This window comes from Nocardia sp. CDC160, from assembly GCF_035818795.1.
GTDB lineage: Bacteria > Actinomycetota > Actinomycetes > Mycobacteriales > Mycobacteriaceae > Nocardia.
Genome location: NZ_JAYKYT010000002.1, coordinates 981937 through 1006819, shown reverse-complemented (window position 1 = coordinate 1006819; position 24883 = coordinate 981937). Strand labels below are relative to the sequence as shown.

Annotated in this window: 19 protein-coding genes; 12 read left to right on the top strand and 7 right to left on the bottom strand. The window is 68.6% G+C overall.

Features of this window, described 5'->3' with window-relative positions; all coding sequences use genetic code 11:
* Positions 1–240: 240 nt before the first annotated feature.
* Positions 241–2397, top strand: coding sequence for a pyruvate, phosphate dikinase (locus VMT40_RS12135; protein WP_326358072.1), 2157 nt, complete (start codon positions 241–243; stop codon positions 2395–2397).
* Positions 2387–3148, top strand: coding sequence for a tyrosine-protein phosphatase (locus tag VMT40_RS12130; protein WP_326358071.1), 762 nt, complete (start codon positions 2387–2389; stop codon positions 3146–3148). The genes VMT40_RS12135 and VMT40_RS12130 overlap by 11 nt, the downstream gene beginning before the upstream one ends.
* Here VMT40_RS12130 and VMT40_RS12125 read toward each other — a convergent pair.
* Positions 3145–4107, bottom strand: a complete 963-nt coding sequence (locus tag VMT40_RS12125) for a LysR family transcriptional regulator (protein ID WP_326358070.1) — start codon at positions 4105–4107, stop codon at positions 3145–3147. The genes VMT40_RS12130 and VMT40_RS12125 overlap by 4 nt on opposite strands.
* Before the next feature lie 210 nt (positions 4108–4317).
* Here VMT40_RS12125 and VMT40_RS12120 point away from each other — a divergent pair, with 210 nt between their 5' ends.
* Genes VMT40_RS12120 through VMT40_RS12110 form a run of 3 tightly spaced genes read left to right on the top strand, consistent with a single transcriptional unit; the run spans position 4318 to position 7701 of the window.
* The gene (locus tag VMT40_RS12120) at positions 4318–5007 is read left to right on the top strand and encodes a succinate dehydrogenase cytochrome b subunit (protein WP_326358069.1); all 690 of its coding nucleotides are present in this window, start codon (positions 4318–4320) and stop codon (positions 5005–5007) included.
* Positions 5008–5009: 2 nt separating this feature from the next.
* On the top strand, positions 5010–6944 hold the full coding sequence (locus VMT40_RS12115; protein ID WP_326358068.1) for a fumarate reductase/succinate dehydrogenase flavoprotein subunit: 1935 nt from the start codon (positions 5010–5012) through the stop codon (positions 6942–6944).
* 13 nt (positions 6945–6957) lie between these two features.
* Positions 6958–7701, top strand: coding sequence for a succinate dehydrogenase/fumarate reductase iron-sulfur subunit (locus VMT40_RS12110; RefSeq protein ID WP_326358067.1), 744 nt, complete (start codon positions 6958–6960; stop codon positions 7699–7701).
* A 42-nt stretch (positions 7702–7743) separates the two neighbouring features.
* On the opposite strand, the gene VMT40_RS12105 is transcribed toward VMT40_RS12110, so the two are convergent.
* Positions 7744–8835 (bottom strand): winged helix DNA-binding domain-containing protein, encoded by a 1092-nt coding sequence (locus VMT40_RS12105; protein ID WP_326358066.1) that lies wholly within the window; start codon positions 8833–8835, stop codon positions 7744–7746.
* A 54-nt stretch (positions 8836–8889) separates the two neighbouring features.
* Between VMT40_RS12105 and VMT40_RS12100 the strand changes: the two genes are divergently transcribed.
* From VMT40_RS12100 to VMT40_RS12080, 5 genes are all read left to right on the top strand, one after another.
* Positions 8890–9732 (top strand): glycosyl hydrolase family 32, encoded by an 843-nt coding sequence (locus tag VMT40_RS12100; RefSeq protein WP_326358065.1) that lies wholly within the window; start codon positions 8890–8892, stop codon positions 9730–9732.
* Between the two features lie 88 nt (positions 9733–9820).
* Positions 9821–11239, top strand: a complete 1419-nt coding sequence (locus VMT40_RS12095; protein ID WP_326358064.1) for an L-fucose/L-arabinose isomerase family protein — start codon at positions 9821–9823, stop codon at positions 11237–11239.
* 1 nt (position 11240) lies between these two features.
* On the top strand, positions 11241–12716 hold the full coding sequence (locus VMT40_RS12090) for an FGGY-family carbohydrate kinase (RefSeq protein WP_326358063.1): 1476 nt from the start codon (positions 11241–11243) through the stop codon (positions 12714–12716).
* A gap of 110 nt (positions 12717–12826) precedes the next feature.
* Positions 12827–13579 carry an ATP-binding protein gene (locus tag VMT40_RS12085; protein ID WP_326358062.1) on the top strand — a complete coding sequence of 251 codons (753 nt, stop codon included), beginning with the start codon at positions 12827–12829 and terminating at the stop codon, positions 13577–13579.
* Positions 13576–13809, top strand: coding sequence for a CopG family transcriptional regulator (locus tag VMT40_RS12080; protein WP_326358061.1), 234 nt, complete (start codon positions 13576–13578; stop codon positions 13807–13809). Before VMT40_RS12085 ends, VMT40_RS12080 begins: the two co-directional genes overlap by 4 nt.
* Here VMT40_RS12080 and xylB read toward each other — a convergent pair.
* The 5 genes from xylB to VMT40_RS12055 form a co-directional block, all read right to left on the bottom strand.
* The gene (gene xylB, locus VMT40_RS12075; protein WP_326358060.1) at positions 13800–15188 is read right to left on the bottom strand and encodes a xylulokinase; all 1389 of its coding nucleotides are present in this window, start codon (positions 15186–15188) and stop codon (positions 13800–13802) included. The genes VMT40_RS12080 and xylB overlap by 10 nt on opposite strands.
* Positions 15189–15203: 15 nt before the next feature.
* Entirely contained in the window at positions 15204–16214 is a 1011-nt protein-coding gene (locus VMT40_RS12070; protein WP_326358059.1) for a zinc-dependent alcohol dehydrogenase family protein, read from the bottom strand.
* A gap of 176 nt (positions 16215–16390) precedes the next feature.
* Positions 16391–17395 (bottom strand): glycoside hydrolase family 172 protein, encoded by a 1005-nt coding sequence (locus tag VMT40_RS12065; RefSeq protein ID WP_326358058.1) that lies wholly within the window; start codon positions 17393–17395, stop codon positions 16391–16393.
* A 112-nt stretch (positions 17396–17507) separates the two neighbouring features.
* On the bottom strand, positions 17508–18425 hold the full coding sequence (locus tag VMT40_RS12060) for a tyrosine-protein phosphatase (protein WP_326358057.1): 918 nt from the start codon (positions 18423–18425) through the stop codon (positions 17508–17510).
* Between the two features lie 151 nt (positions 18426–18576).
* Entirely contained in the window at positions 18577–20964 is a 2388-nt protein-coding gene (locus VMT40_RS12055) for a PEP-utilizing enzyme (protein ID WP_326358056.1), read from the bottom strand.
* A 166-nt stretch (positions 20965–21130) separates the two neighbouring features.
* Between VMT40_RS12055 and VMT40_RS12050 the strand changes: the two genes are divergently transcribed.
* Positions 21131–22639 (top strand): FAD-dependent oxidoreductase, encoded by a 1509-nt coding sequence (locus VMT40_RS12050; protein WP_326358055.1) that lies wholly within the window; start codon positions 21131–21133, stop codon positions 22637–22639.
* Between the two features lie 279 nt (positions 22640–22918).
* Positions 22919–24811, top strand: coding sequence for an alpha/beta hydrolase (locus VMT40_RS12045; RefSeq protein WP_326358054.1), 1893 nt, complete (start codon positions 22919–22921; stop codon positions 24809–24811).
* Positions 24812–24883: the final 72 nt, after the last annotated feature.

The window sequence follows — 24883 nt, the reverse complement described above, 5'->3', positions numbered from 1 at the left end:
CCTCGAGCCCCATCCCTGAATCCTCATTTTCGCTGTGCCATCCCGCTGACCGGGCGTGCCACGTGCAGGGCTGCGAACGCACAACGTTCCGCTGATCGGGATGGAAGTTGGGTGTGGGAGCGGTCACGCGGCACGCTCGATGGAGTGGTCCCGTGGGGGTACGGGATGTTGCCCGGCAGGCTGCGGGAGCGGCGGCGGAGCGCTGGAGGGCGGATGGATTCTCGATCTCGGAGGAGTGACATGACGGCCGGAATGGAGTTGGCGCGGCATATGGATAGTGCGGCGGCTGCGGTGACCGTTGTCGAACTCGACGGTGCGTGTGGGCTGTCGCGGGAGAAGATCGGTGGCAAGGCGTGGAGCGTCGACCACATGCGGGCGCTGGGGTTGCCGGTGCCGCCCGCGTTCGTCATCACAACCGACGGGTGGGCCGATTTCACGCGGCGCGGGGTCATTGCCGAGGAGATCTGGGCGCGGGTGCGGGACGGGATCGCCGGGATCGAGCGGGGGACCGGGCGGCGGTTCGGGGCGGCGGAGCGGCCGCTGCTGGTGTCGGTGCGATCCGGTGCGGCCATTTCCATGCCGGGCATGATGGATACCGTTCTCAACCTCGGCATGACCGATGCGGTGCAGCGGGCGTTGGCCGAGGAGACCGGCAATCCGGAGTATGCGCGGGACACGCGGGAGCGGTTCGTGCACCAGTATCGGGAGACCGTGCTCAGTGACGCGAACGGCGTCGTGCCGGTCGATCCGTGGGAGCAGCTGCGCGGTGCGGTCGAGGCGGTGTTCCGGTCCTGGGATTCCGCGCGCGCCAAGACCTATCGCGCCAATCGCGGTGTGCCCGACACCCTCGGGACCGCGGTCACCGTGCAGGCCATGGTATTCGGCAATCTCGACGAATCATCGGGCACCGGAGTGCTTTTCACCCGCAATCCCAATACCGGCGACGGCCCGGTGTACGGCGAGTGGCTGGTCGGCGGGCAGGGCGAGGACGTGGTGTCGGGCCGCCTGACCCCGCGTCCCCTCGATGACCTGGCCGCCACCCAGCCCGCGGTGCACGAGCGGCTCATCGCCGCGGCGCAGCTGCTCGAGCGCGATGGCCGGGACATCCAGGATGTGGAGTTCACCGTCGAATCCGGGACGCTGTGGCTGCTGCAGTCGCGTCCGGCCAAGCGGTCGGCGCGGGCGGCGGTGCGGGCCGCGGTCGCCATGGTCGAGGAGGGACTGATCGGCGCCGACGAGGCCCTGGATCGGGTCACCGCCGAGCAGGTGCGCGAGGTGCTGCGCCCGGCCTCGGGTGACTCCGACGGTCGCGAGCCCGTCGCGCGCGGCGAATCCGCCTGTCCCGGACTGGCTTCCGGTGTCGTCGTCACCGACCCCGAAGAGGCGGAGGCGCGGGCGGAGGCGGGCGAGGACGTGATTCTGGTCCGTCCCACCACCAGCCCGGACGATCTGCACGGCATGATCGCCGCGCGGGCCATTGTCACCGAATTGGGCGGCACCACGTCGCATGCCGCGCTGGTGAGCCGTGAGCTCGGCCGCCCGTGCGTGGTCGGCTGCGGTCCGGGCGTGGTCGAGGCGCTCGCGGGCACGATCGTGACCGTCGATGGCGGTGCCGGACTGGTGCTGCGCGGCGAGGTCACCGCCAAGCCGGTCGAACAGGCCGTGCTCGAGGAGGTCGCGCAGCTGGCGCGGTGGGCGGGTGTGGAGAGCGACGAGCTGGCCGATCGTCTCGAGCGCCGGATACCCGAAAGCGTTGAACAGGAAGAGGTTTCCGTCGCCGCCCCCGTCACCGAGCTGGCCGTGCTGCGGCTGGTGGGCATCAAGGGTCGGGTGAATGCCGACAATCTGGCCACCAGCCTGTTCGCCGATGTCAGCGAAATCAGCGCCTGCTGTGAGGGTTTGGTGACCGCGGGCTACTGCGCGACCACCCCGGCCGGTTTCCGCCTCACTCCCGAGGGCCGTCCCCGTCTCTTGCAGCTGCTCGCCGAGGAGCGCCGGACCGTCGACGCCGCCGCCATGACCGCCGCCTATGACGAGTTCTGTGTCTTCAACGCCGACCTCAAGGTCATCATCACCGACTGGCAGATGAAGGACGCGGCCACGGTCAACGATCACGCCGATGCCGACTACGACGCGGGAGTCCTGGCCCGTCTCAACGACACTCACCGGAATCTGCGTCCGCTCGTCGGCCGCCTGGGCGTGTTGGCTCCTCGCCTGTCCCGCTACCTGGACCGCCTCGATCGGGCGATCGAGCGCATAGCCGAGGGCGACCACAGCTATGTGGCCCGGCCCATCATGGACAGCTATCACACCGTCTGGTTCGAGCTGCACGAAGACCTCATCGGCCTGTGCGGCCTGACCCGCGCGGAAGAGGCGGCGGCCGGTCGTGCCCACTGATTCGATGCCGAACCGCTGGATCGACTTCGCCCAGATCGACAACGTCCGGGATCTGGGTGGGCTGCCCGTAACCGGCGGCGGCACCACTCGTTTCGGTGTGGTCCTGCGCTCCTCCACGCTGCAGCAGGCCACCTGCGAGGATCTCTCGCACTTGATGGTGAAGGTGGGTCTGCGCACGGTCATCGATCTGCGGCTGCCCGACGAGGTGGAGCGGGAGGGCTACGGGCTGATCGGCGACGCGGATCTCCACATCGCCAATCTGCCCATCCGCAAATCGCCCCAATCCTCCTTGGCGGCACGGGATCTCGTGCCGGACAAGACGCGGGTCGATCTCACCGCGCTGTACGGTCAGCTGCTGGCGGGCAGTGGTGAGCACATTGTCGAGGCCGTCCGGCTGATCATCGACCCGGACCGTCGGGCGGTGCTGTTCCATTGCGCCGCGGGCAAGGACCGGACCGGCGTTCTCGCCGCGGTCCTCCTGGACGCGGTGGGCGTCCCGGCCGAATTCATCGCCGACGACTACGCGCTGACCAATGAGCGCATGCGGCGCGTCCGCGACCGCCTCGACGCGCTGCCGTCCTACGCGGGCCTGCCGCAGGCGAATACCGGCATCCTGGCGGTGACGGCCGACGTCATGCTGCGGTTCCTCGACAACCTGTACGCGGATCACGGCGGTGCCGCGAAATGGCTGCTCACCCAGGGTCTTTCGGAGACCGAACTGGAACAGCTCCGGGACACCCTGGTCGGCTAGCCTCCGATCAGCGACTCGACACCGACCGGAAGGCCGCCGTCCACCGCCGCCGCGCGCAGAAAGCCCTCCAGGGTCGCGCGAAACGCCCCGGCCGCATGGGTCGGGGCGACATCCTTGCGGTGCGCGAGCGCGACCGTCCGGTGCAGGCCGTGCGCGATTCGCGCCGTGCCGCCGGTCGCATCGGACAGCGGAATACCTTGGAGCATAGGCCGCCCGGCCAGCACGGTGCTCGGCACCACCGCCACTCCCAGCCCCACCTCCACGAAGCGAAGGACCGCGTCCATCTCGCCGCCCTCGACGGCGAAGCGGGGTTCGAATCCGGCCGCCCGAAACGCGGCGATGGTGGTCTCACGCAGGTCGTAGCCCTGCCGGAACATGACCAAGGGTCGGTCCCGCAGATCGGTGACTCGCAGGGAGGTCCGGCCGTGCAGTGTGGCGTCGTCGCGGCGGGTGGCGACCACCAGGTCGTCGCGCAGGATCGGAGTGGTCGCGAGGGGAGTGTCCTCGGGCAGCGGCAGGATCACCAGCGCCAAATCCAGTTCACCCCTGGTCAATTGGCGGATCAGATCGCGCGACCCACCCTCCTCGACCAGCAGCCGGATCCCCGGGTAGGCGTCGTGGTAGTGGCGCAGCGCATCGCCCAGCAGTCCGGAACACAGCGAGGGCGTCGCGCCGAGCCGGACCCGACCGTGTCGCAGTCCCACCAGCTCTTGGACCTCGAGCCGCGCGGTATCCACATCGGCGAGAATCCGATTGGCCAGCGGGAGCAGCGCCTCACCGGCCGGAGTCAGCGTGATATTGCCGCGGGCCCGGCTGAACAGCGGCGCGCCGAGCTCGGTCTCGAGCACCCGAATCTGCTTGGAGAGCGACGGCTGGGCGACGCCCAGCGCATCGGCGGCCCGGGTGAAGTGCTGGGTTCGTGCCACCGCCAGGAAATAGGACAACTGCTGCAACTGCACGGTCGCCAGCCTAGGACTCTGAACTGCGGGTTTTCCGATTCCGAGCGAATGATCACAGTCGATGTGACGTGGCGTGTGACATCCTTCACGCCGCGAATTCACTACTCGCGGTAGTAATCCCGGTCCCAGCTCGGTCCATAGACGCGGGCCATGGAGACCAGATCCAAGCGGACTTGGACCGGCCCGGGCGCGCGGATCTACCGTCCGCTCATGGCTGTCGCATTACCCGAGCTCTACCGCACCACGGTGGGCAAGAAGGCCGTGATGGCGGTGACCGGGGGCATTCTCGTGCTGTACCTCATCGCCCACATGATCGGAAATCTGAAGATCTTTCTGGGCGCGGCCGAGTTCGACCATTACGCCGACTGGCTCCGGACGGTCGGTTCGCCCGCGGTGCCGCGACGGGGGGTGCTGACGGCCGTCGAAGTCGTGCTCGGGGTGAGTGTGGTCCTGCACATGTGGTCGGCGGTGTCGTTGGCCCGCACGGCGCGCCGGGCTCGGCCGGTCCGGTACGCGGCCGGTCGGAAGTCGCATGCGCACGGCTACGCGGTGCACACCATGCGCTGGGGCGGGGTCGTCATCGCCCTGTTCGTGGTCTGGCATCTGTTGGATCTGACGTTCGGGGCGGTGAATCCTCGCGGCGGCCGGGCCACCCCGTATGCGAAGGTGGTCGCCGACTTCGCGCCGTCGCACTGGTACATCACCCTGTTCTACGTCGCCGCCGTGGTCTTGGTCGGCGTGCACCTGCGGCACGGTATCCGCAGTGCCGCACAGACTTTGGGCTTGACCGCCAGCGGCGGCGCGCGTCGTTACGACCTGCTCGCGGCCGCCGTCTCGACCGTCTTGGTCACCGGTTTCCTTTCCGTTCCGACCGCCGTCTCTCTCGGATGGGTGAAATAGCCATGAACGACAGTCTTTTCAGCATTGGCGAGCCGATCGCCGACACCGCCGCGCCGAGTGGTCCGATCGCCGACCGCTGGACCACCCGCAAATTCGAGGCCAAGCTGGTCAATCCGGCCAACAAGCGCAAGAAGACGGTCATCGTGATCGGGACCGGTCTGGCCGGTGGCTCGGCCGGGGCGACCCTGGGGGAGCAGGGCTATCGCGTCATCCAGTTCTGTTTCCAGGACTCGCCGCGCCGGGCGCATTCGATTGCCGCGCAGGGCGGGATCAATGCCGCCAAGAACTACCGCAATGACGGGGACAGCGTGCACCGGCTGTTCTACGACACGGTCAAGGGCGGCGACTATCGCTCCCGGGAGTCGAATGTGCACCGGCTGGCGGAGATCTCCACCCAGATCATCGATCAGTGTGTGGCGCAAGGTGTTCCGTTCGCACGGGAGTACGGCGGGCTGCTCGACAACCGGTCCTTCGGCGGCGCGCAGGTCTCGCGCACCTTCTATGCCCGGGGGCAGACCGGGCAGCAGTTGCTGCTGGGCGCGTATCAGGCGCTCATGCGTCAGGTCGACGCGGGCACCGTGGAATTGCATGCCCGCCACGAGATGCTCGACCTGATCATGGTCGACGGGGTGGCGCGGGGCGTGGTGGTGCGCGACCTGATCACCGGCGCGATCCGCTCCTACACCGGCGACGCCGTGGTGCTGGCCTCCGGCGGGTACGGGAATGTCTATTTCCTGTCGACCAATGCCATGGGCTCTAATGTCACCGCCGCCTGGCGGGCGCACAAGCACGGCGCGTATTTCGCCAATCCGTGCTTCACCCAGATTCATCCGACCTGCATCCCGGTCTCGGGCGAACACCAGTCGAAGCTGACGCTTATGTCGGAGTCGCTGCGCAACGACGGTCGGGTGTGGGTGCCGAAAAACGTTGGTGACCACCGTAATCCCGGTGACATTCCCGAGGACGAACGCGACTACTACCTCGAGCGCATCTACCCGGCGTTCGGCAATCTGGTCCCGCGTGACATCGCCTCCCGCGCGGCCAAGAACGTCTGCGACGAAGGGCGCGGCGTCGGTCCGGGCGGGCTCGGTGTGTATCTCGATTTCGCCGACGCGATCGAGCGGCTTGGCGTGGAAGCGGTGAAAGCCAAGTACGGCAACCTGTTCACGATGTACGAGCGGATCACGGGCGAGAACCCGTACGAGACGCCCATGCGCATCTTCCCGGCCGTGCACTACACCATGGGCGGGCTGTGGGTGGATTACGATCTGCGGTCCACGATTCCGGGGTTGTTCGTGATCGGCGAGGCCAATTTCTCCGATCACGGCGCGAATCGGCTGGGTGCCTCGGCGCTCATGCAGGGCCTGGCCGACGGGTATTTCGTGCTTCCGACGACGCTCGGCGACTACCTGGCCCGGGGGCCGGTCGGGGCGGTTCCGGCCGAGGCGATCGCGGCCGCCGAGCACCGGGTGACCGCGCGGATCGATCGCCTGCTCTCGATCCGCGGCGACCGCACCGTGGACTCCTTCCATCGCGAACTGGGCCACATCATGTGGGAGTACTGCGGTATGGAACGCACCGACGCGGGTCTGCGCAAGGCGCTGGCTCTGATTCCCGCTCTGCGCCAGGAGTTTTGGGAGCGGGTGAACGTGCCGGGGTCCGGGGACGACCTCAATCAGTCGCTGGAGCGGGCGGGTCGGGTGGCCGACTTTCTGGAGTTGGCCGAACTCATGGTCATCGACGCCCTGCATCGCACCGAATCCGCAGGCGGCCACTTCCGCGCCGAATCGCAGACCGAGGACGGCGAGGCGCGGCGCGACGACGAGAACTTCTCCTATGTCGCCGCCTGGGAATGGAACGGCGGTGGGCCGCCCACGCTACATAAGGAGGCGCTGCGCTACGAGTACGTCCAGCCCAGCACCCGGTCCTACAAGTGAGGGAGAGTCGAAAATGAAACTCACACTGCGTATTTGGCGTCAGCGCGACGCTCGCGACCGGGGCAGGCTCGTCGACTACCCGGTGGAGATCTCGCCGGACGCGTCGTTTCTGGAGATGCTCGACGTCCTCAATGAGCGGCTGACCGCTGCGGGCGAGGAACCCATCGCCTTCGACCACGATTGCCGCGAGGGCATCTGCGGCATGTGCTCCCTCGTCATCGACGGGACCCCGCACGGCCCCGAAAAGGGCACCACCACCTGCCAACTCCACATGCGCAAATTCTCCGACGGCGACACCATCACCGTAGAACCCTGGCGCGCACGACCTTTCCCCGTCATCAAGGATCTGGTGGTCGACCGCTCCGCCTTCGACAAGATCATCCAAGCGGGCGGCTACATCACCGCCCCCACCGGCACCGCCCCCGACGCCCACGCCCTCCCGGTGCCGAAACCGGACGCCGACAACGCCTTCCAGGCCGCCGAATGCATAGGCTGCGGCGCCTGCGTGGCCGCCTGCCCCAACGGCTCCGCCATGCTCTTCACCGCCGCCAAGATCACCCACCTCGGCCTCCTCCCCCAAGGTCAACCCGAACGCTACTCCCGCGTCACCAACATGCTCGAAACCCACGACGACCTAGGCTTCGGCGGCTGCACCAACACCGGCGAATGCACCCTCGCCTGCCCCAAGGAAATCCCCCAAAACGTCATCGCCCACCTCAACAAAGACCTACTCCACTCCACCCGAAAACCCCACTGAGCCAGCGGTGTCGGAGTCGTGGTGGTCTTGAAGAGTGTCTGATCAGCGCGTTTCGATGATGATCTTGCCGTCTTCGTGGGGTGAGATTGCTGGCAGGAGGTGTTCGGCTTCGGCGCGGACGGCCTTCTCGGCGGCCTTGGAGAGGGGATGCCAGGGGGTTACTCGAATGGTGGAGCCGTCGAGGTCCCAGCGGCCGTGGACGAATCCGTCTACGAGGTAGAAGGGGACGCCGCCCGAGGCGATTTTGGCGATGCGGCGGCGGTCCTCGTCGCCGATGATCCGACGGCGGTCGCGGTGGGCGAGGCAGGAGTTGTCGAAAGCGGGGAGGAAGCGGACGGGGGCTGGGAGGTCGGGGGAGGCGAGGGGGGCGTCGGGGAGGTCGAAGAGTTCGCGGCCGGATTCGTCGTGGAGGATGCGGAGGTCGGGGCGGAGGCGGGTCAGCACCTCGGCGAGGCGGGTGACGCCCGCGAATTCCTGGATGTCGGCGGCGGTGGCGGGGCCGTAGGCGGCCAGGTAGCGGCGGATCAGGGTGTCGGGCTGGGGCGTGTCGGCCAGGGGTGCGCCGAGGAACTCCTCGGCTAGGGCGACCGAGACGGAACGGCCGCGCCACGCGCCCCACGCGCCGGACTGGGCATCGTGCAGCAGCGGGTGCAGGACGCCGAGCGCGTAGACCAGGGCACGCGCCTCGCGGTGAGGGAAGCGTTCGGTCAGCAGCCTGCCCAGTTCGCGGCGGGAGAGGATGCGCCCGGCCAGCAATTCTCTTCCCGCCGTGGAGAATTCGTCGATATTCAAGCCCTCGAGAGAATCGCGGAAGTAGGGCGAGCGCAGCGCGGGCTCGACGGCCGCGCGGACCGTCGGGTAGAGCCAGCGGTAGTCCGCGCCGTCGGCGAGGTGGACGGTGCGCCGAATCATGGTGGCGCGCACAATGGTTCGATCGCGCAGCAGCGATTCCAGCTCGTCGCGGCGGAAATCGGTGAGCCGGGTCCACAGACCGATGTAGGGCCAGTTGGGCTCTTGCGCCTGGACCGCGACGAGGTGACGGACGAGGTCGGCGGCGGGCATGGACACCCGTTCGTTCAACTTCTGCCGCAACAGCAGCGTGCGGTTTAGAGTCCTCAGCGAAATTTCCGGCATGAACCCATTGTCGACAACGACTAGGACAGAATATGTCCTAGATGGAGAGGGCGAATGGACGGGCACGTCGCGGCGGGCGATTTCCGGCACATCTACGACCCGAGCGAGCCGGGAGAACCCTGGTACATCAACGACCACACCGTGATCCGGGCCGCGGACGGCCGCTGGCATCTGTTCGGCATCACCCATCCCGAGCCCGCCGACCCGCTCGACGAGTCGGAGTTCGCACACGCGACCGCCGAGGACCTGCACGGGCCGTGGACCAAGCATCCGTCGGTCTTGACGGTGGACCCGGATCGAGGCGAGACCCACCTGTGGGCTCCGTTCGTGGTCCGCGACGGCGACCGCTACCTCATGTTCTACGACGGCGGCGGAACCGATCTCACCGCGACGGGTATGGGGCTGGCCACCTCGACCGACCTGTTCTGCTGGACTCGGCATCCGGACAGCCCGGTCTTCTACGACGGTTACGAGGCCCGCGACCCCATGGTGCTGCGCATGGGTGACAAGTGGGTGATGTATTACTGCGCCACCAGCACTCCCGCGGGCGGCAATCATGTCGTCGCCTACCGCACGAGCCGCGATCTGGTGCACTGGAGCGCCCGCCGCATCGCCTACACGGATCCGACCACCGGCACCGGCGCGGGCAATACGGAGTCCCCTTTTGTCTTCCGGCACGACGGCGACTGGTATCTGCTGATCGGCCCCCGCCCCGAGTATGTAGGCACCGAGATCTTCCGCAGTGACAACCCTTTTCACTTCGACACGTCCGACCGCGTGGGGCACATTCCCGCCCATGCCGCCGAAGTGATCGTCCACGACGGCACCCTCTGGATCACCCGCGCGGGCTGGGGCCAGGGCGGAGTCGCCCTGGCCCCCTTGACCTTCCCGCCCTGACCGATAATTCCATTTCGGGCGTGGCGTGCGGTCCGCACTGGGATTCTGGACGGAAGTCGAGAGTCCACCCACCGTGGGGAGGCAGGCAATGGCCCGAATCGGCGTGATCAGTCTTTCCGACGGCCGCGACTATGTGCACGGCGGCATTGTCGGATTCATTCGGGCGGCGGAGGATCGGCTCGTCAGCGAGCTGACCGCCGCCGGGCACACCGTGATTCGCGGGATGGAACCCGTCGGCGGCAATGACCGGGCCGTGGCGGTGGCCCGGCAGGTGGCGGCCGCCGAGGTGGATCTGACCGTGCTGCACTACGCGGTGTGGGCGTTCCCGCACTTCACCATGCTCGCCGCCGGTGCCCTCACCAGTCCGCTACTGCTGCTGTCGAATATCGATCCGGTCCAGCCGGGCATGGTCGGCATGCTGGCCGCGGGCGGCGCGCTCGATCAAATCGGACGCGCCCATGCCCGACTCTGGGGCGATCCCGCCGATCCGGAACTCATCGCGGCCATCGGCGAGCGGGCCAGCGCCGCGGCGGCGGTGGCCAGCCTGCGCGGCAGCACCTTCGGTCGCCTGGGCGGTCGGCCCATGGGCATGAACACCGCCGTCGCGAACACCGATCAATGGCAGCGCGTCTTCGGCGTCGATGTCGAGGAGATCGATCAGTGGGAGATCGTGCGCCGCGCCGAACTCGCCGACCCGAGTGAGGCCAGAGCCGCGCGAGAATGGTTGGAGCGCAATGCCGCCGGGGTGCACTACGACGGCCGCAAGCTCACCCCCGAGCTGCTGGAAAGACAGATCCGCTCCTATCTGGCCATGCGCGATCTGATCGCCGAATGGCATCTGGACTTCTCCGGCATCAAGGGCCAGCCGGAACTCACCCAGTATTTCGCGACCATGGACATCACCGAGGCCTTCCTCAACGACCCCTACGACTGGAACGGCCCCAAACAGCCGCACATCTGCGCCACCGAGGCCGATATGGACGGCGCGCTCACCATGCAACTGCTGCACCGAATCGCCGACACCCCCGTGCTTTTCGCCGACGTCCGCCACTATCACGCCGATCGCGACATCTGGGATCTGTGCAACTCCGGCCAGCACGCCACCTGGTTCGCCGCCCGCAGCGCGGATCCGGCGGAGAATCTGGCCCGCGTGCACTTGTACCCGGAGGTGTTCTTCTTCCCCGCCGGTGGCGCGTCGGTGCACCACCTCGCCGCGCCCGGGCAGATGACCCTGGCCCGCCTCACCCGCCGAAACGGTTCCTACCGAATGCAGTTGATGCTCGGCGAGTTCGAGACCTACGACCAGGCCACCAACGAGTCGCTCATGAAACAGTCCACCTGGGAGTGGCCACACGCCTTCGCCCGCCTCGACGCCGAGGCCGGTGACTTCCTGTCCCGGTTCGGGGCCAACCACATTCACGCCGTGCCGGGCGATCACCGCGCCACCGCGCGCGCGGCCTGCGACCTGCTGGGGGTCACCCTGGACGAATTCACCAGGGCGAGTTGACATGCTCCTCGGCATCGACATCGGCACCTCCGGATCCAAGGGCGTCCTGGTCGACCACGCGGGCCTGGTCGCCATGAGAGCCGAACGCCCGCACCGGGTTTCGACACCACGTCCGGGCTGGGTGGAACACGACGCGGAGGCCGTGTGGTGGAACGACTTCGTGGCCATCGCCCGCGAATTGGTGGCGGCCGCCGACGGCGACCCCATCGACGCGCTCGCGGTCAGCGGCATCGGCCCCTGCCTGCTCCCGGCCGACGCCGACGGCAACCCGTTGCGCCCCGCCATCCTCTACGGCGTCGACACCCGCGCCAGCGTCGAAATCGAGGAATTGGACGCGGAATTGGGCGCGCGCACCGTGCTCGAACGCTGCGGTTCCCCGCTCACCAGTCAGGCCGTCGGCCCGAAGCTGCGCTGGCTCATGCGCCACGAGCCCCGGGTGTGGCAGTCCACGCGCATGCTGTTGATGGCCAGTTCGTTTCTGGTGCACCGCCTCACCGGCCGCTACGTCCTGGACCATCAGTCCGCCAGCCAGTGCGTGCCCATGTACGACATGACCGCCCGCGACTGGGCACTGGACTGGGCCGAATCCGTCGCCCCCGGTCTGCGATTACCCGAATTGTCCTGGCCCACAGAGATAGTCGGCCACATCACCGCGCGGGCCGCCGCGGCCACCGGCCTGCCCGCCGGGCTGCCCGTCACCACCGGCACGATCGATGCCTGGGCCGAGGCCGCCGGGGTCGGTGTCCGCGAGCCCGGCGACTGCATGATCATGTACGGCACCACCATGTTCCTCACCCAGGTGCTCACCACCCCGCACCCGCAGCCCGGCCTGTGGACCACCTGCGGAACCTGGCCCGACACCTACACTTCCGCGGCCGGAATGGCCACCTCCGGCGCGGTCACCGACTGGCTGCGCGCCCTGACCGGCAGCGATTTCACCGAACTCCTCGACGAGGCCGCCCACGTCCCGCCCGGCAGCCGCGGTCTGCTCGTGCTGCCCTACTTCGCCGGGGAACGCACTCCGCTGTTCGACCCGAACGCCCGCGGCATGATCGCCGGGCTCACCCTCACCCACCAGCGCGCCGAGCTCTACCGCGCGGTCCTCGAGGGCATCGGCTACGGCGTGCGCCACAATCTCGAGGCCATGGCCGCCGCCGGAACCCACGCCACCCGCCTGGTCGCGGTCGGCGGCGGCACCAAGGGCGGGCTGTGGACCCGCATCGTCTCCGACATCACCGGTCTGCCCCAACAACTCCCGGCCGATACGGTCGGAGCGGCTCTCGGTGACGCCCTGCTCGCCGCCGAGTCCGTCGGCATCGACACCGCGGCGTGGAACCCCATCATCGCCACCCTCGACCCGGACCCCGCCCACACCGCCCACTACGACTCCTACTACCGCCACTACCGCGCCCTCTACGACTCCACCAAGGCCACCGCCCACTTCCTGGCCCGCGAACAACACCGAGCCGCGACCTGAGTCGAACGCGACCGTCCGAATTCGCCACCGCCCCAGGGTCTTCGAAAAAGACACCCGACGCCCGTACCCGATGCCGCGTGCGGCGCGGAGAATTGGGGTGAGGGCACACGATGAACCTGGATGCGGAAATCAGGTGGTATGTCACCACTTCCGACGATGCGGTGGTGGCGTGGCCGCAGGGCACGGTCGACCTGGACAGCTGCGGGCGCTTCGCCGACAGCGTGGTGAAGCTGGCGGCGGAGCTACCGCGCGCGGTCATTGTCATGACCGACCGGTTGGATGGCTCTCCGGAGCTGATCATGTCGGCCATCCTCAACGCCGCCATTCGCCTGAGCGAGGATTCCGGCGTGCCGGTCGTCATGGTCCACCGATCCGCGCTCCAGCCGCGCATCCTCGGCCAATTCGTGCCCGTCTTCACCAGTCTCGCCGCGGCCCGCCGCGCCATCCCCACCCTGCCGCGTCGCCAGCGGGCCACCACGACCCTGCCCATGTCGGCCGAATGCAGCCAGCGCGCACGCCGATTCATCGCCCAGATCTGCGCCGACTGGAACCTCCCCCAGCTGCGCGCCCCCGCCCAGCTGGTCGCCACCGAACTGGTCCACAACGTCTTCCTCTACGCTCCCGCCAGCCCCGATATCGGCCTCCGCCTGGAACTCCGAGACCCCTACCTCCTCATCTCCGTCGCCGACGCCGACCCCCACCCCCCGATCATGCAAGAGCCCCGCGCGGGCGAACACCGCTACTACGGCCTCCATCTCGTCGACCGCCTGTCCACCTCCTGGGGCTACTTCCCCCGCAAGGGCGGCGGCAAGGTCGTCTGGGCCTCCCTCCTCCTCGCGGGCACCCCCGCATCGGAACTATGAAACACATCAATTTCACAGTTGTGTCGCATCCCGTTACCTCGAGGTGGTATGACTTGCCGGTGGCATGGACTTTGCGGCTCAGCGAGGACGAAGAAGCTGCGCTGAGCGCGCAGGCGGCGATGGAAGGGCGATCGAAGCACGAGATCACCCGCGACGCCATCCGTAACTACATCACCCGGCAGCGCACGTGGGATGAGTACTTGTCGGATGGACCCGTCGTCTATGGGTAGTACGTGTCTCTGATCTCGGTGTAGCGCTGGCGGATGGCCGCGCCGATTCCCGTTGCCAGGGCGTGGAATTCGGTGCCGGTGGGGGCGGGCCAGCGGGGTGGGCGGGGGCCGCCGCGCAGGGCCCAGGCGGCTTGGCGGGCCGCGCCGAGGGCGACGTATTCGCTGGGGTTGGGGACGGTGACCGTGCGGCCGAAGATGGTGGCGGCGGCGTGGGCGATCAGGCGGGAGCGGGATGCGCCGCCGATCAACAGGATTCGATGCGGCACCGTCGGCAGGCGGTCGAGGGCGTCGGCGATATTGCAGAGCATGCCCTCGATGGCGGCGCGGGCCAGGTGATGCGGGCGCATGGTGTGCGGGCGCAGGCCGTGCAGGCTGCCGGTGGCGTGCGGGAGATTTGGGGTGCGCTCGCCGGTCAGATAGGGCAGCAGGGTGAGGCCGTCCGCGCCCGCGGGGGATTGGGCGGCAAGGACTTCCAGGCCGGACAGGTCGGTGCCGAGCAGGACAGCGGTGGCGTCCAGCACGCGGGCCGCGTTGAGGGTGCAGACCAGCGGCAGGAACGCGCCGGTGGCGTCGGCGAAGCCATTGACCGCGCCGGAGGGATCGGCGATGGGTCGGGCGGCGCGGGTGAAGACGGTGCCGCTGGTGCCGAGGGACACCACCACATCCCCGTCCTCTATGCCCAAACCCAGTGCGGCGGCGGCATTGTCGCCGGTGCCCGCCGCGACCAGGCGGCCGCCGGGGGTGTGGCCCGCGATCTCGGCGGGCGCCAGCACCCGGGGCAGGGCGGGATTGCGGCCGCGGAAGGCCAGCGATAGCAGGTCCGGCCGATACGCCCCGTTGGCGGGCGACCAGTATCCGGTGCCGGAGGCATCGCCGCGATCGGTGGTGGGCTCGGTGGCCGGATCCCCGCCACGCAGCTGCCAAGTCAGATAGTCGTGCGGTAGCAGCACGCGAACCGTTCGGTCGGCTAACTCCGGTTCGTGATCGGCGAACCAGCGCAGCTTGGCCACCGTGTGCGCGGCCAGCGGCACACTGCCCACCGCGTCCACCCACGCCTGCGGCCCACCCAGCTCACTCACCAGCTGCGTCGCCGCCTCCGCCGACCGAGTGTCGTTCCACAGCAGCGCGTCCCGCACCGGATGCCCGGCCGCGTCCAACACCACCAGCCCGTGCTGCTGTCCGGCCACCGCGATGGCCTCCACATCACGCATCATGCGATCGCAGGCCGCGCGCAGGGCCTCCCACCACATGAGCGGCGGCACTTCCGTCCCGTCGTGATGTGGAATCTGGCGCTGCCGCAATACCGTTCCGGTATCCGCGTCGCACACCACGATCTTGCAGGACTGTGTGGACGAATCCACTCCGGCAACGACCGTCATTGGCCCCTACCTTGTCTATCGTGCCGCCCGCCGTCCGGGATGCAGTTGGATCTTGCGTCCGGTGCCCGCGCGGAAGGTCCGCAGGGCATCGTCGAATTCGTCGAGGGCGAAGTCGTGGGTGATGACGGTGTCGGCGTCGATCACGCCCTCGCCCAACAGGTCCACGGCCCGCCCGAAGCTGTGCAGCACGGCCATGGAGCCGACAATGGTGATCTCGTCGTTGTAGATCCGGAACGGGGAGACCTTCGCCCGCGCCGCGCCGGGCGCCACCCCGAACTGCTGGAAGGTGCCCCCGCGCCGCACCCGCGCCAGCCCGTCCTCGATGGCGGCCACCGTGCCGCTGCAATCGATCACGATCTCCCAGCCCTCGGGCCGATCCAGATCGTCGGCCGAGACGGTCGCCGCGTCCGCGCCCAGGGTGCGGGCAATGGCCAGCCGATCGGCATTGGTGTCCACCATCGACACCGACGCCGCGCCCGCCGCGATGCCCAGCTGCAGCATGAGCAGCCCCATGGTGCCCGCGCCGTAGATCAGATAGTGCGCGCCGAGTTGCCGTGGCAGCCGGTCGAATCCGTGCACCGCGCACGAGAGCGGTTCCACCAGCGCGCCGTGCGCGGGCGGAATGTGCCCGGGTAGCCGGTAGCAGTTCCCGGCGGGCACCTTCACGTATTCGGCCATCGCGCCATCCACGGTGTCGCCGATGGCGCCCCAGTTCTCGCACAGATTGCCGCGCCCGATCGCACAGTAGTGGCAGCGTCCGCAGAACAGCGAGGGATCCACCGCCACCCGATCGCCGATCCGCACCCCGGCCGCGTCCGGGCCGAGCGCCACGACTTCCCCGGCGAATTCGTGCCCGGGCACGATCGGATAGGGCGTGGGCGGGAATTCCCCCTCGACGATATGGATATCGGTACCGCATATGCCGACCGCGTCGACTTGTACCAGCACCTCCCCGGAACCGGGTACGGGATCGGGAACCGATTCGACCGAGAAGTGTCCGGGCTTCTCGACGACCAAGGCGCGCATAGCAATACCATGCACCCGCGCGACTCGCGGTCGACGCGTTTTACGCAATAGCAATGCATTCTCGTCATTTCGGCATGTTTGTGGCCGAAATCCACCTGTATTCCGGCCGAAAACACGCCGGAATGACGGGGATGGGTAGGGGATCGCACGCGAAAATCACGGGGATGTATCGGGGATCAGGGGAGGGCCTGATACCAGAAGGCGGTGGAGGCCACGTGGGCCTGGTCCAACGGTAGGTAGTGCCCGTCCTCGCGCCAGCCCAGCGCCTGCACGGTGGCCCGCAGGCCGTGCTCGAAACAGATGGGGTCGGGAATGTGCCAGCGGTACATGCCGAATCGCTGGTGCGGTTCATAGATTCGGTGCGGCGGCAACACCTGCGCCATGCCCAGATAGGGGGCACAGTAGGGGCGATAAGCGCCTTCGAGATCGAAATTCCAGGCGCCGCCGAAATAGTCCTCGGTACCGGTGCCGCACACGGTCGGGAATTCGGCGTCGTCGTCGAGATAGAACTTCAGCTCGCCCTCACCCCACCAGCCCGCCGCGCGCGGCTGCACCGCCAGATAGGTGCCCGCATAGCGGCCGGGCCCGCCCTCGATTTCGACGATCGGATGCTCGGCCGGAGTGCCCAGCGGGTCGCTGCAGCGCCACCGGGCGTGGAGATACCCGGCGGCGTCGGGTAACTCCTCCTCCAGATAGGTGATCTGGTAGTAGACGGGCGCCGCGCGCTCCGAGCCGTTGTGCAGGGTGATGACGGCGCGCGTGTGGAAGGGCATGGGCCAGTAGCTGTTCAGGCCGCCCGCGGGTGCGACCACCACCATGGCGGAATTGACGAGCGCCAGCTGATCCCAGCCATTGCAGAAGAAGTCGCCCAGCGGCACGGCCACCGCCGGTTCCGGCGCACCGTCCCAATACATCTGGAGGGTGAAGTCGCGCAGCAGCGTCCGGTCGGTGGTGAGCCACAGATGTCGGATCACGCCCGGCCCGGAAACATCGGCGAGCGTGGCGGTTTCGCCCGGTGGCAGATCGATGGAGGGCGAGACCTTCCAGCCCCGCCCCAGCCCGGCCGCCGCGAACGCGCCCGTCCCGGAAATGGCTCGACCCCCACCGCCGGGTTCGCCGGTGGGGTTCTCCGCACTCACCGAGCGGGTGCGCCGACCGTCCAGTTGCCAGATCTCGTGCACCATGCGAATTTTCGCACGGCCGTACCCGATCCGACCCGGACATGGGCAGGACAAGCGAATGCCGACGTCGTCCGATTCGCGACGTCGGCATTCGTGGTACAACGCCCGCGGCCTACTTGCCGACCAGCTTGGCCTTCAGCGTCGCGACGGTGGCGTCGTCGATGCCCAGGCCCTGCGACAGGAAATTGTCGAACGAGCCGAAGCTCTGCTGCACCGCGTCGAAGGAGGCGTCGAGGTAGTCGCGGTCCACGCCGAGGACCGGGGTGAACAGTGAGGGATCGGTGACCAGACCCTTGGCCACCAGACCGTCCAGGGTCGCCTGGTTGGCGGCCGCCAGATTGTCGTTGGACTCGAGGTAGTTGTTGTAGATCTGGCCCTTGGGCGCGTTCAGGGCGCTGAGCAGGATGGCCGACATCCAGCCGGTGCGGTCCTTACCGGCGGTGCAGTGGAACAGCACCGGGCCATTGGCGGTGGCGATGTCCTTCAGCGCGGCGCCGAACTGCGAGCGCGCCGTGGCATCGGTGACCATCCACCGGTAGTAGTCGATCATGAACTGCTTGCCCTTGCCGTCGCCGAGGAGTTGCTGCTGCACGGCCGGGCCGCCCTGCACGGCCTTGGCGAAGAACAGGTAGAAGTCATTGTTCGGGTCGTAGACGGGCAGCGACTTCTCCGGAATCGAGGCCGGGATCTTGTCGGGGTTCTGGCCGCGCTCGGTGGGGCTGCGGAAGTCGATGATCTCCGCGATGCCCGCCGACACCAGCTGCTGCTGTTCGGCATCGCCGAGCTTGTTCAGGGCGTCCGCGCGGAACACCGACCCATCCTTGACCTTGCCGCCACCGCCCTTGGTCGGAATGCCGCCCAGGTCACGGGCATTCGGGGCATCGGGGAGGTTCAGCGACACGCCCTTGGGCGACTGCAGCACCGGGATGTTCGGCGCTGCCAGCGCCGGGGTCACGGCGATCGGGATGAGGGCGATGAGCGCGGCGGCTACACCGGTGAGTGTGCCGCGCACGGCGCGCGAAATCGTCACTGGGGGTATTCCTTTCGATCACGGACCGACCTGGAGGGGTACGTCGGTCCGGGCTTGCGCGGCGGCCGGAGGGCACGCCGATCCGGGGCCGAACGGCAGGCGTCCGGCCCGGATCACGGTGTCGCGGAGTGCTATTCGGTGTTGCGGAGGACTATTCGGCGTCGGCGAGCAGGGTGATGGTTCCGGCCGCGCCATCCACGCGGACGCGCTGGCCGTCCTTCAGCGCATCGCTGGCGGTCTTGGTGTCGACCACGCACGGCACCCCGAATTCGCGGGCCACAATGGCGGCGTGGGAGGCGGTGCCGCCGATATCGGTCACCACCGCGCCCGCATAGGCGAACATGGCGGTGTGCCCGGTGTCGGTCACGGCGGCGACCAGGATGTCGCCGGGCTCGATATCGTCGTCGAGGGTCAGGACGCGCTTGACGGTGCCCTCCACCACGCCGGGACTCACGCCGAGCCCGGAAATGGTGTCGCCCACCGCGATCGCGCCGGAGACCTCCTCCGGTTCCCACGGGCCATTGACCACATCGGGCATGCGCACGGCCTGGAATTTGGCCCGCTCGGCGCGGCGTCGGGCCACGCGCTCCTTCAGATCGGCCGGGGCCCAGAGGATTTCATCCAGGCTCAGGAACGCCGAGTCTTCGATCTCGGTGAGCTTGCCCGCCTTCACCAGGCGCGCCGCGCGCTCCTGGGTGGCCAGGCGCAGGCAGTGGGTGACCCGGACGACGGCGTCGCGGGCGCGTTCGCGATAGACGGTCGCGCCGACGGCCATCTTGGCGGTGCGGCCGGTCGGCTCGGGCACCGGTTCCCGGTGTGGCGCGGGCATTTCCGCGGCCCGCCCGGCGGCGGTGACCAAGAGTTCGGGGCGGTCCCCGAAGGTGGCGTTGATGAGCTCGCATTCGCCCGGTCCGCGATGGCCGATCCGGGCCAGCTCCTGATCCAGGGCCGTGCCGAACTCCGGCGACTTCTCGCGGGCCGCGGCCACATCCCCGCTCTTGGCGACCTCCTGCAGCCCGGCGTCCTTGCGGCACAGGGCCGCCAGCCGCTCCACGGCCAGCATGGTCTTGGCGGATTCCAGGCGGTTCGGGTCGATCTTGACCTCGCCCTTGTGGGCGGCGGTGGCCGCACCGGTCATCATGACGCCGATCGACGCCGCCTGCCACGCCTGATTGAGGCGGTCGCGCCACAGCAGGGCGCGGGCGTGCAGCTGCTCGTCGGTGAGCTCCGAAATCTGGTCGCGGGTCAGGGCTTCCGCGTGCGCGGCGGCATTGATGTGCTCGGCGGTCTTGGCGTACTTCATCGCGGTGGCGGCGACCCGACCCATGGCCTTGAACGTGCCCGCGCGGGCGGCCATTCCGGTCGGCATGGCCGGTCGGCCCTTGGGGTGCAGTTCGACATCGCCGATGGTGCCGTAGACGTCGCGGCGCACGCTCTCCTCGTCCCAGCCGGGCATGTTCTGCGCGGAGAAGACGCCGATGGAGGCGTTGATGTACATGTGGTGGCCGAGCACGCTGGTGACGCGGGAGACCCAGTGCTCCAACGCGATTCCCTCGATGGCGATCATATTGCCCATGGCCTCGTTGCCGAGGCGGATGGCACCGGCCTGCAGGTCGATGGTCAGCGGGGTGAGCGGGCCGGGCAGCGCCTCGGAGGTATTGGTGGCGGTGTAGACCGGAATGCGGTCGTCGACCAGATCGTCGAACTCGCCCTGAAGTCCCTCGGGCGCAGCGGAACTCAACGGGTACCCGTCGGAGGTCGGGGCGTTCTGCGGTACCACGTGGGTGGGCAGCGGGATCGCGCCGCGGCGGTCGCGAATGCCGGAACCGCCGGACTTGCGCCCGTGCAGGCCGCGCGCCACATCGGCAATGGTCTCGGCGGCGGTCCAGCCGTAGCGGAAGCCCCACTCCTGACGGGCGGCGGACGAGTCGAGCCGAACTCGTGCGATCGACGACTTCGGCAGCCACGCACTGTATTTCACGCCCGCCTCGGCGAAGATGCGCTTGACTTCGGCCCCGGACACCTCACCGGGCGCGGCCAGCTCGACCGTGCCGGAGCGCTGGGACAGGGCCGCCAGCACCAGGAAACGCTCGAAGTCGTCGTAGTGCAGGACCTGAATGCTGCCCTTGCCGCCGGTCAGCGCTTCCAGGGCCCGCCAACTGCCCTGGTCCATGCGGCGGCCCGTCACCAGGGCGGTGCGCACCACCAACACGTCCGCGCCGGAGCGGGTCGCGATCTGCTCGACGCTCGAATCCGTGCCCGCCGCAACGGGAATCACGAGGTGCGCCCCGGACTCCGCGGCCGCCTTCGCGATCGCCGTGATGGCCGGACCCGCGAGGTGGACGATGGCGTCGGCACCGGCCGCCGCCCGCGCGCAGACCTGGACATCGGACAGGTCGCCGACGCTCACCGCGACCCGCGGATCGACATAGCGGTGCCGCTGCCGGTCCAGACCGACCACCTCGTGGCCCGCCGCCGACAGCATGCGCGCCACGGCCCGACCGCTCGGCTCGGTGACCCCGGTGACCAGAATCCGCATTGACTCTCCTCCTCGTGCAGGCGTCCCCAACCACAGTGACGCCGTTCACACACCATCCCCAGTGCGCAGTCGGGTGACCGGTCGCAGTCCCGGTCAACGGGATCGGGGAATCGCTCACCAAGATGGGGCGCTAAAGAAGCCCGTGGACGGCGTGCACCGTCGAGGCATGACAGTGCGGAATTCGGTGCGGCCGCGGGCGGCCGGTGCGGTGAGCCACTACGACATCGAGACCGATGTGCTGGTCGTCGGCTATGGCGCGGCCGGTGCCGCGGCGGCCTTCGAGGCCGCCCACGCCGGGGCGCAGGTGCTGGTGGTGGACCGGTCCGGCGGCGCGGGCGGCGCGTCGGCCATGTCGGGCGGCGAGATCTACCTCGGCGGCGGCACCCCGATCCAGGTGGCCTGCGGCTACCACGACACCCCGGCGGCCATGGCGGCCTTCCTGACCGCGGCGCTGGGCAGCGGCGCGGATACGGCCAAGATCGAGGAGTACTGCGCGGGCAGCGTCGAGCACTTCCACTGGCTCGTCGACCGCGGTGTCCCGTTCAAGCCGACCATGTGGGACGCGCCGACCTGGGTGCCGCCCACCGACGACGGGCTCATGTGGCTGGGCGAGAACAGTTGGCCCTTCACCGAATCGGCCGCACCCGCCCCGCGCGGGCACCGGCCCACCGCCAACGACTTCGGCGGCAAGCTGCTGATGGAATGCCTGTCGGCAGCGGCCGAATCCGCCGGAGCCACCGCGCTTTTCGACACCTATGTCCATGTCTTGATCGTGGCCGAGGACGGCGGCGTGGTGGGAGCGGTGGCGCGACAGTACGGCAAGGAGATCACCATTCATGCCCGGCGCGGCGTCGTGCTCACCACCGGCGGGTTCGTCGACGACGACGAGATGCTCGCCGCGCACGCGCCGGAGTTGCTGGGCCACACCAAGGTCAGCGCGGGCACCGACGACGGGTCCGGCATTCGCATGGCCCAGGCCCTCGGCGCGGCGGTGCGTCACATGTCGGCCGGGCAGGTCGGCATGTCCCTGATTCCCGGTCTCGCCGCGCGGGGCATGGTGGTGAACGCGCTGGGGCGGCGGTTCATCAACGAGGACACCTACCCGGGTCGCATCGGCCAGCACGCGCTCTACCGCCAGAACATGGGCGGCAGCTGGGCGGGGGACGACACCGCCGTCTGGGTGATCGTCGACGAGGAAGGGTTCGAGGAGGTGCCGGAACCGCAGCGCTGGGGTGTGCGGCCCACACACGTCGCCGAGACTCCGGAGGAATTGGAGTCACTCACCGGACTGCCGACCGGATCGCTGGTGGCCACCCTTGCCCGCTACAACGAATTCGCCGCGCGCGGACAGGATCTCGACCACCACAAATCTTCCCGCTGGCTGCGCCCCTTGACCGCGCCCTTCGCGGCCATCGACGTCAAGGCCGGGGTCCGCCCGCCTTCGGAATCCGGCAACCGCCGCGGCACCGGAGCCTCCGTCTTCACCCTCGGCGGTCTCCACACCGATCTCGACGGCCACGTCCTCGACCTCGACGCCCGCGCCATCCCCGGCCTGTTCGCCGCGGGCCGAGCCGCCAATGGCCTGCACGGCTTCGGCTACATTTCCGGCACCTCCCTCGGCGACGCCACCTTCTTCGGCCGCCGCGCGGGCACGGCCGCCGCCCGCCGCGGCTGACCGAATCACCATCCGACCTTGTCAATCGCTCTGAATAGCTGTTTCCCAGGTATTCGGCTGCGGCATAGGGTTTTCAGCGTGGGCGGACAACGCGGGGATTGCGGCGCCCACGCCCGGACCGCCCAATGGCCCGGACCCGCCCCGGAGTTTCCCCGGGGCTATCTCGGATAACCGGCACCGCCGGACTCCGGCCTGAGCCCCCGGCGTCCGACGGTTCCGGCCCCCCTCCCACGCGTGTCGCTACCACCCGGGCGTGTCCGGACCACCAAACTCGAACCCATGACGGCGGAAGATCGGTCGAACGACAACCCGCACACCGGCGACCGGCCCGCACCGGGCGACCCGCACGAGGCCAGCGGTAACTCCGGGCCTGTGGAGGCGGAGAAGGGCGCGGCAGCTGGTGATTCGCGAGCAGTGGCTGGTGAATCGGGTGCGGTGGCGGCGGTGCTGTCGCGGTTCTGGGCTCTCGCGGATCGGGCGGAGCGGGCGGTCGATCCGAGTTATCCCGGGTTGGTGGTGGCGTGGATCTTCTTCCTGTGGGCGGTGTCTCCGTCGTTGTTGCCGCGGACCTGGTTGTTCGAGGGGCTGGTGTGCGGGATCAGCGCGGCGATCGGGTACGGGGTGGGGTGTGTGTTGGAGTGGGCGTTCAAGAAGTGGGTGCGGCCGCGGCTGCCCGAGGAAGCGCGGGGGATCGCGAAGTTGTGGCATCCGTCGGAGACGGCGCGGGCGGTCGGCAAGGCCGTGATCGTGGTGGGGACGATCGCGGGGGCGGCGCTGGTGCTGGCGCGGTCGGCGCGGTGGCAGCGGGATCTCGAGACGCTCATGGGGATGAAACCGACCAATACGTCGAGTTATCTGCGGGCCGAGTTGCTGGCGGCGGCCACACTGGCCTTGGTGATCGTCGTCTTCCGCGCGGTGCGGTGGCTGATTCGGTTGATCGTGCGGCTGCTCAATATCGAATGGCGGATTCCCCGCAATGTCGCCTACGTGGGCGCGACCGTCGTGGTGGCGGTGGTCGCCGTGCTGCTGTTCCAGGGTGTGCTGGCGAAAGCCTTCTTCTCCGTGGCGAATTCGGCGTTCAGTCTGCGCAATGGCAAGACCTCGGAGTTCGCCGTCCAGCCGCACATGCCCGAAAGGTCCGGCAGCCCAGAGTCTTTGGCGCAATGGAACACCCTCGGCTCGGAGGGCCGCTGGTTCGTGGCGAACGGTCCCAACGCACAGCGGATCGAGCAGGTCACGGGAAGGCCAGCGCGCGAACCGATTCGGGTCTACGCGGGCCTGAATTCGGCCAAGACGCCGGAGGACATCGCGGCCCTGGTTGTGAAGGAGCTGGATCGGACCCACGCCTTCGAGCGCAAGGTCCTGGTCGTGGTGACCACGACCGGCACCGGCTGGGTGGACTCCACGACCGCCGAATCCATCGAATACATGTACGGCGGCGACACCGCCATCGCCGCCACCCAGTACTCGTATCTGCCGAGCGTGCTGTCGTTCCTGTCCGACCGGCAGAAGGCGACCGAGTCCGGAAAGCTGGTCATCCACGCGGTGCACGAGCGCTGGGCGCAACTGCCGCCCGGCCAGCGCCCGAAGCTGCTGGTGTACGGCGAGAGCCTGGGGTCGCAGGGTTCGGAGGGCGCGTTCACCGGGCTCGATGACATCCGCACCCTGGTCGACGGCGTGCTGTGGGTCGGCCCGCCCAACTCGAACCGGATCTGGAGCCAACTCGAGCAGCGCCGGGATCCGGGCACCCCGGAGATCCTGCCCGTCTACGCCGACGGCCTGATCGTCCGATTCGCCGCCACCGCACCGGATCTGGCGCGACCGGACCGGCAGTGGTTCACCCCGCGCGTGGTGTACCTCCAGCACGCCTCCGACCCCATCGTTTGGTGGTCGCCGGATCTGCTGTTCACCCAACCGGATTGGCTGAAGGAACCGCGTGGCGCGGATGTCTCCAAATCCATTCGCTGGTGGCCGATCGTCACCTTCTGGCAGATCAGCGCGGACCTGGCCAATGCCCAGGGCGTGCCGTCGGGCCACGGCCACCGCTACGGCGATCTGGTGCTGGACGGCTGGGTCGCCGTCGCCCAACCGGAAGACTGGAACCCGGATCTCGACCGAGCTGTCCGCAAGGCCCTCGACGAGGACATCACCTGGGAGTACGCGCACAAGTAGCGTCTCCCGATCATTGGGACTATTTCGGATCGAAACACTCATCGGGCCATAACTTCGAGTGCAGAAACTCTT

Excerpts from the sequence above, each read along its gene's own strand:
- VMT40_RS12135 (WP_326358072.1), top strand. The coding sequence starts at position 241 with ATGACGGCCGGAATGGAGTTGGCGCGGCATATGGATAGTGCGGCGGCT.
- VMT40_RS12120 (WP_326358069.1), top strand. The coding sequence starts at position 4,318 with ATGGCTGTCGCATTACCCGAGCTCTACCGCACCACGGTGGGCAAGAAG.
- VMT40_RS12115 (WP_326358068.1), top strand. The coding sequence starts at position 5,010 with ATGAACGACAGTCTTTTCAGCATTGGCGAGCCGATCGCCGACACCGCC.
- VMT40_RS12110 (WP_326358067.1), top strand. The coding sequence starts at position 6,958 with ATGAAACTCACACTGCGTATTTGGCGTCAGCGCGACGCTCGCGACCGG.
- VMT40_RS12105 (WP_326358066.1), bottom strand. The coding sequence starts at position 8,835 with ATGCCGGAAATTTCGCTGAGGACTCTAAACCGCACGCTGCTGTTGCGG.
- VMT40_RS12100 (WP_326358065.1), top strand. The coding sequence starts at position 8,890 with ATGGACGGGCACGTCGCGGCGGGCGATTTCCGGCACATCTACGACCCG.
- VMT40_RS12095 (WP_326358064.1), top strand. The coding sequence starts at position 9,821 with ATGGCCCGAATCGGCGTGATCAGTCTTTCCGACGGCCGCGACTATGTG.
- VMT40_RS12090 (WP_326358063.1), top strand. The coding sequence starts at position 11,241 with ATGCTCCTCGGCATCGACATCGGCACCTCCGGATCCAAGGGCGTCCTG.
- VMT40_RS12085 (WP_326358062.1), top strand. The coding sequence starts at position 12,827 with ATGAACCTGGATGCGGAAATCAGGTGGTATGTCACCACTTCCGACGAT.
- VMT40_RS12080 (WP_326358061.1), top strand. The coding sequence starts at position 13,576 with ATGAAACACATCAATTTCACAGTTGTGTCGCATCCCGTTACCTCGAGG.
- xylB (WP_326358060.1), bottom strand. The coding sequence starts at position 15,188 with ATGACGGTCGTTGCCGGAGTGGATTCGTCCACACAGTCCTGCAAGATC.
- VMT40_RS12070 (WP_326358059.1), bottom strand. The coding sequence starts at position 16,214 with ATGCGCGCCTTGGTCGTCGAGAAGCCCGGACACTTCTCGGTCGAATCG.
- VMT40_RS12055 (WP_326358056.1), bottom strand. The coding sequence starts at position 20,964 with ATGCGGATTCTGGTCACCGGGGTCACCGAGCCGAGCGGTCGGGCCGTG.
- VMT40_RS12050 (WP_326358055.1), top strand. The coding sequence starts at position 21,131 with ATGACAGTGCGGAATTCGGTGCGGCCGCGGGCGGCCGGTGCGGTGAGC.
- VMT40_RS12045 (WP_326358054.1), top strand. The coding sequence starts at position 22,919 with ATGACGGCGGAAGATCGGTCGAACGACAACCCGCACACCGGCGACCGG.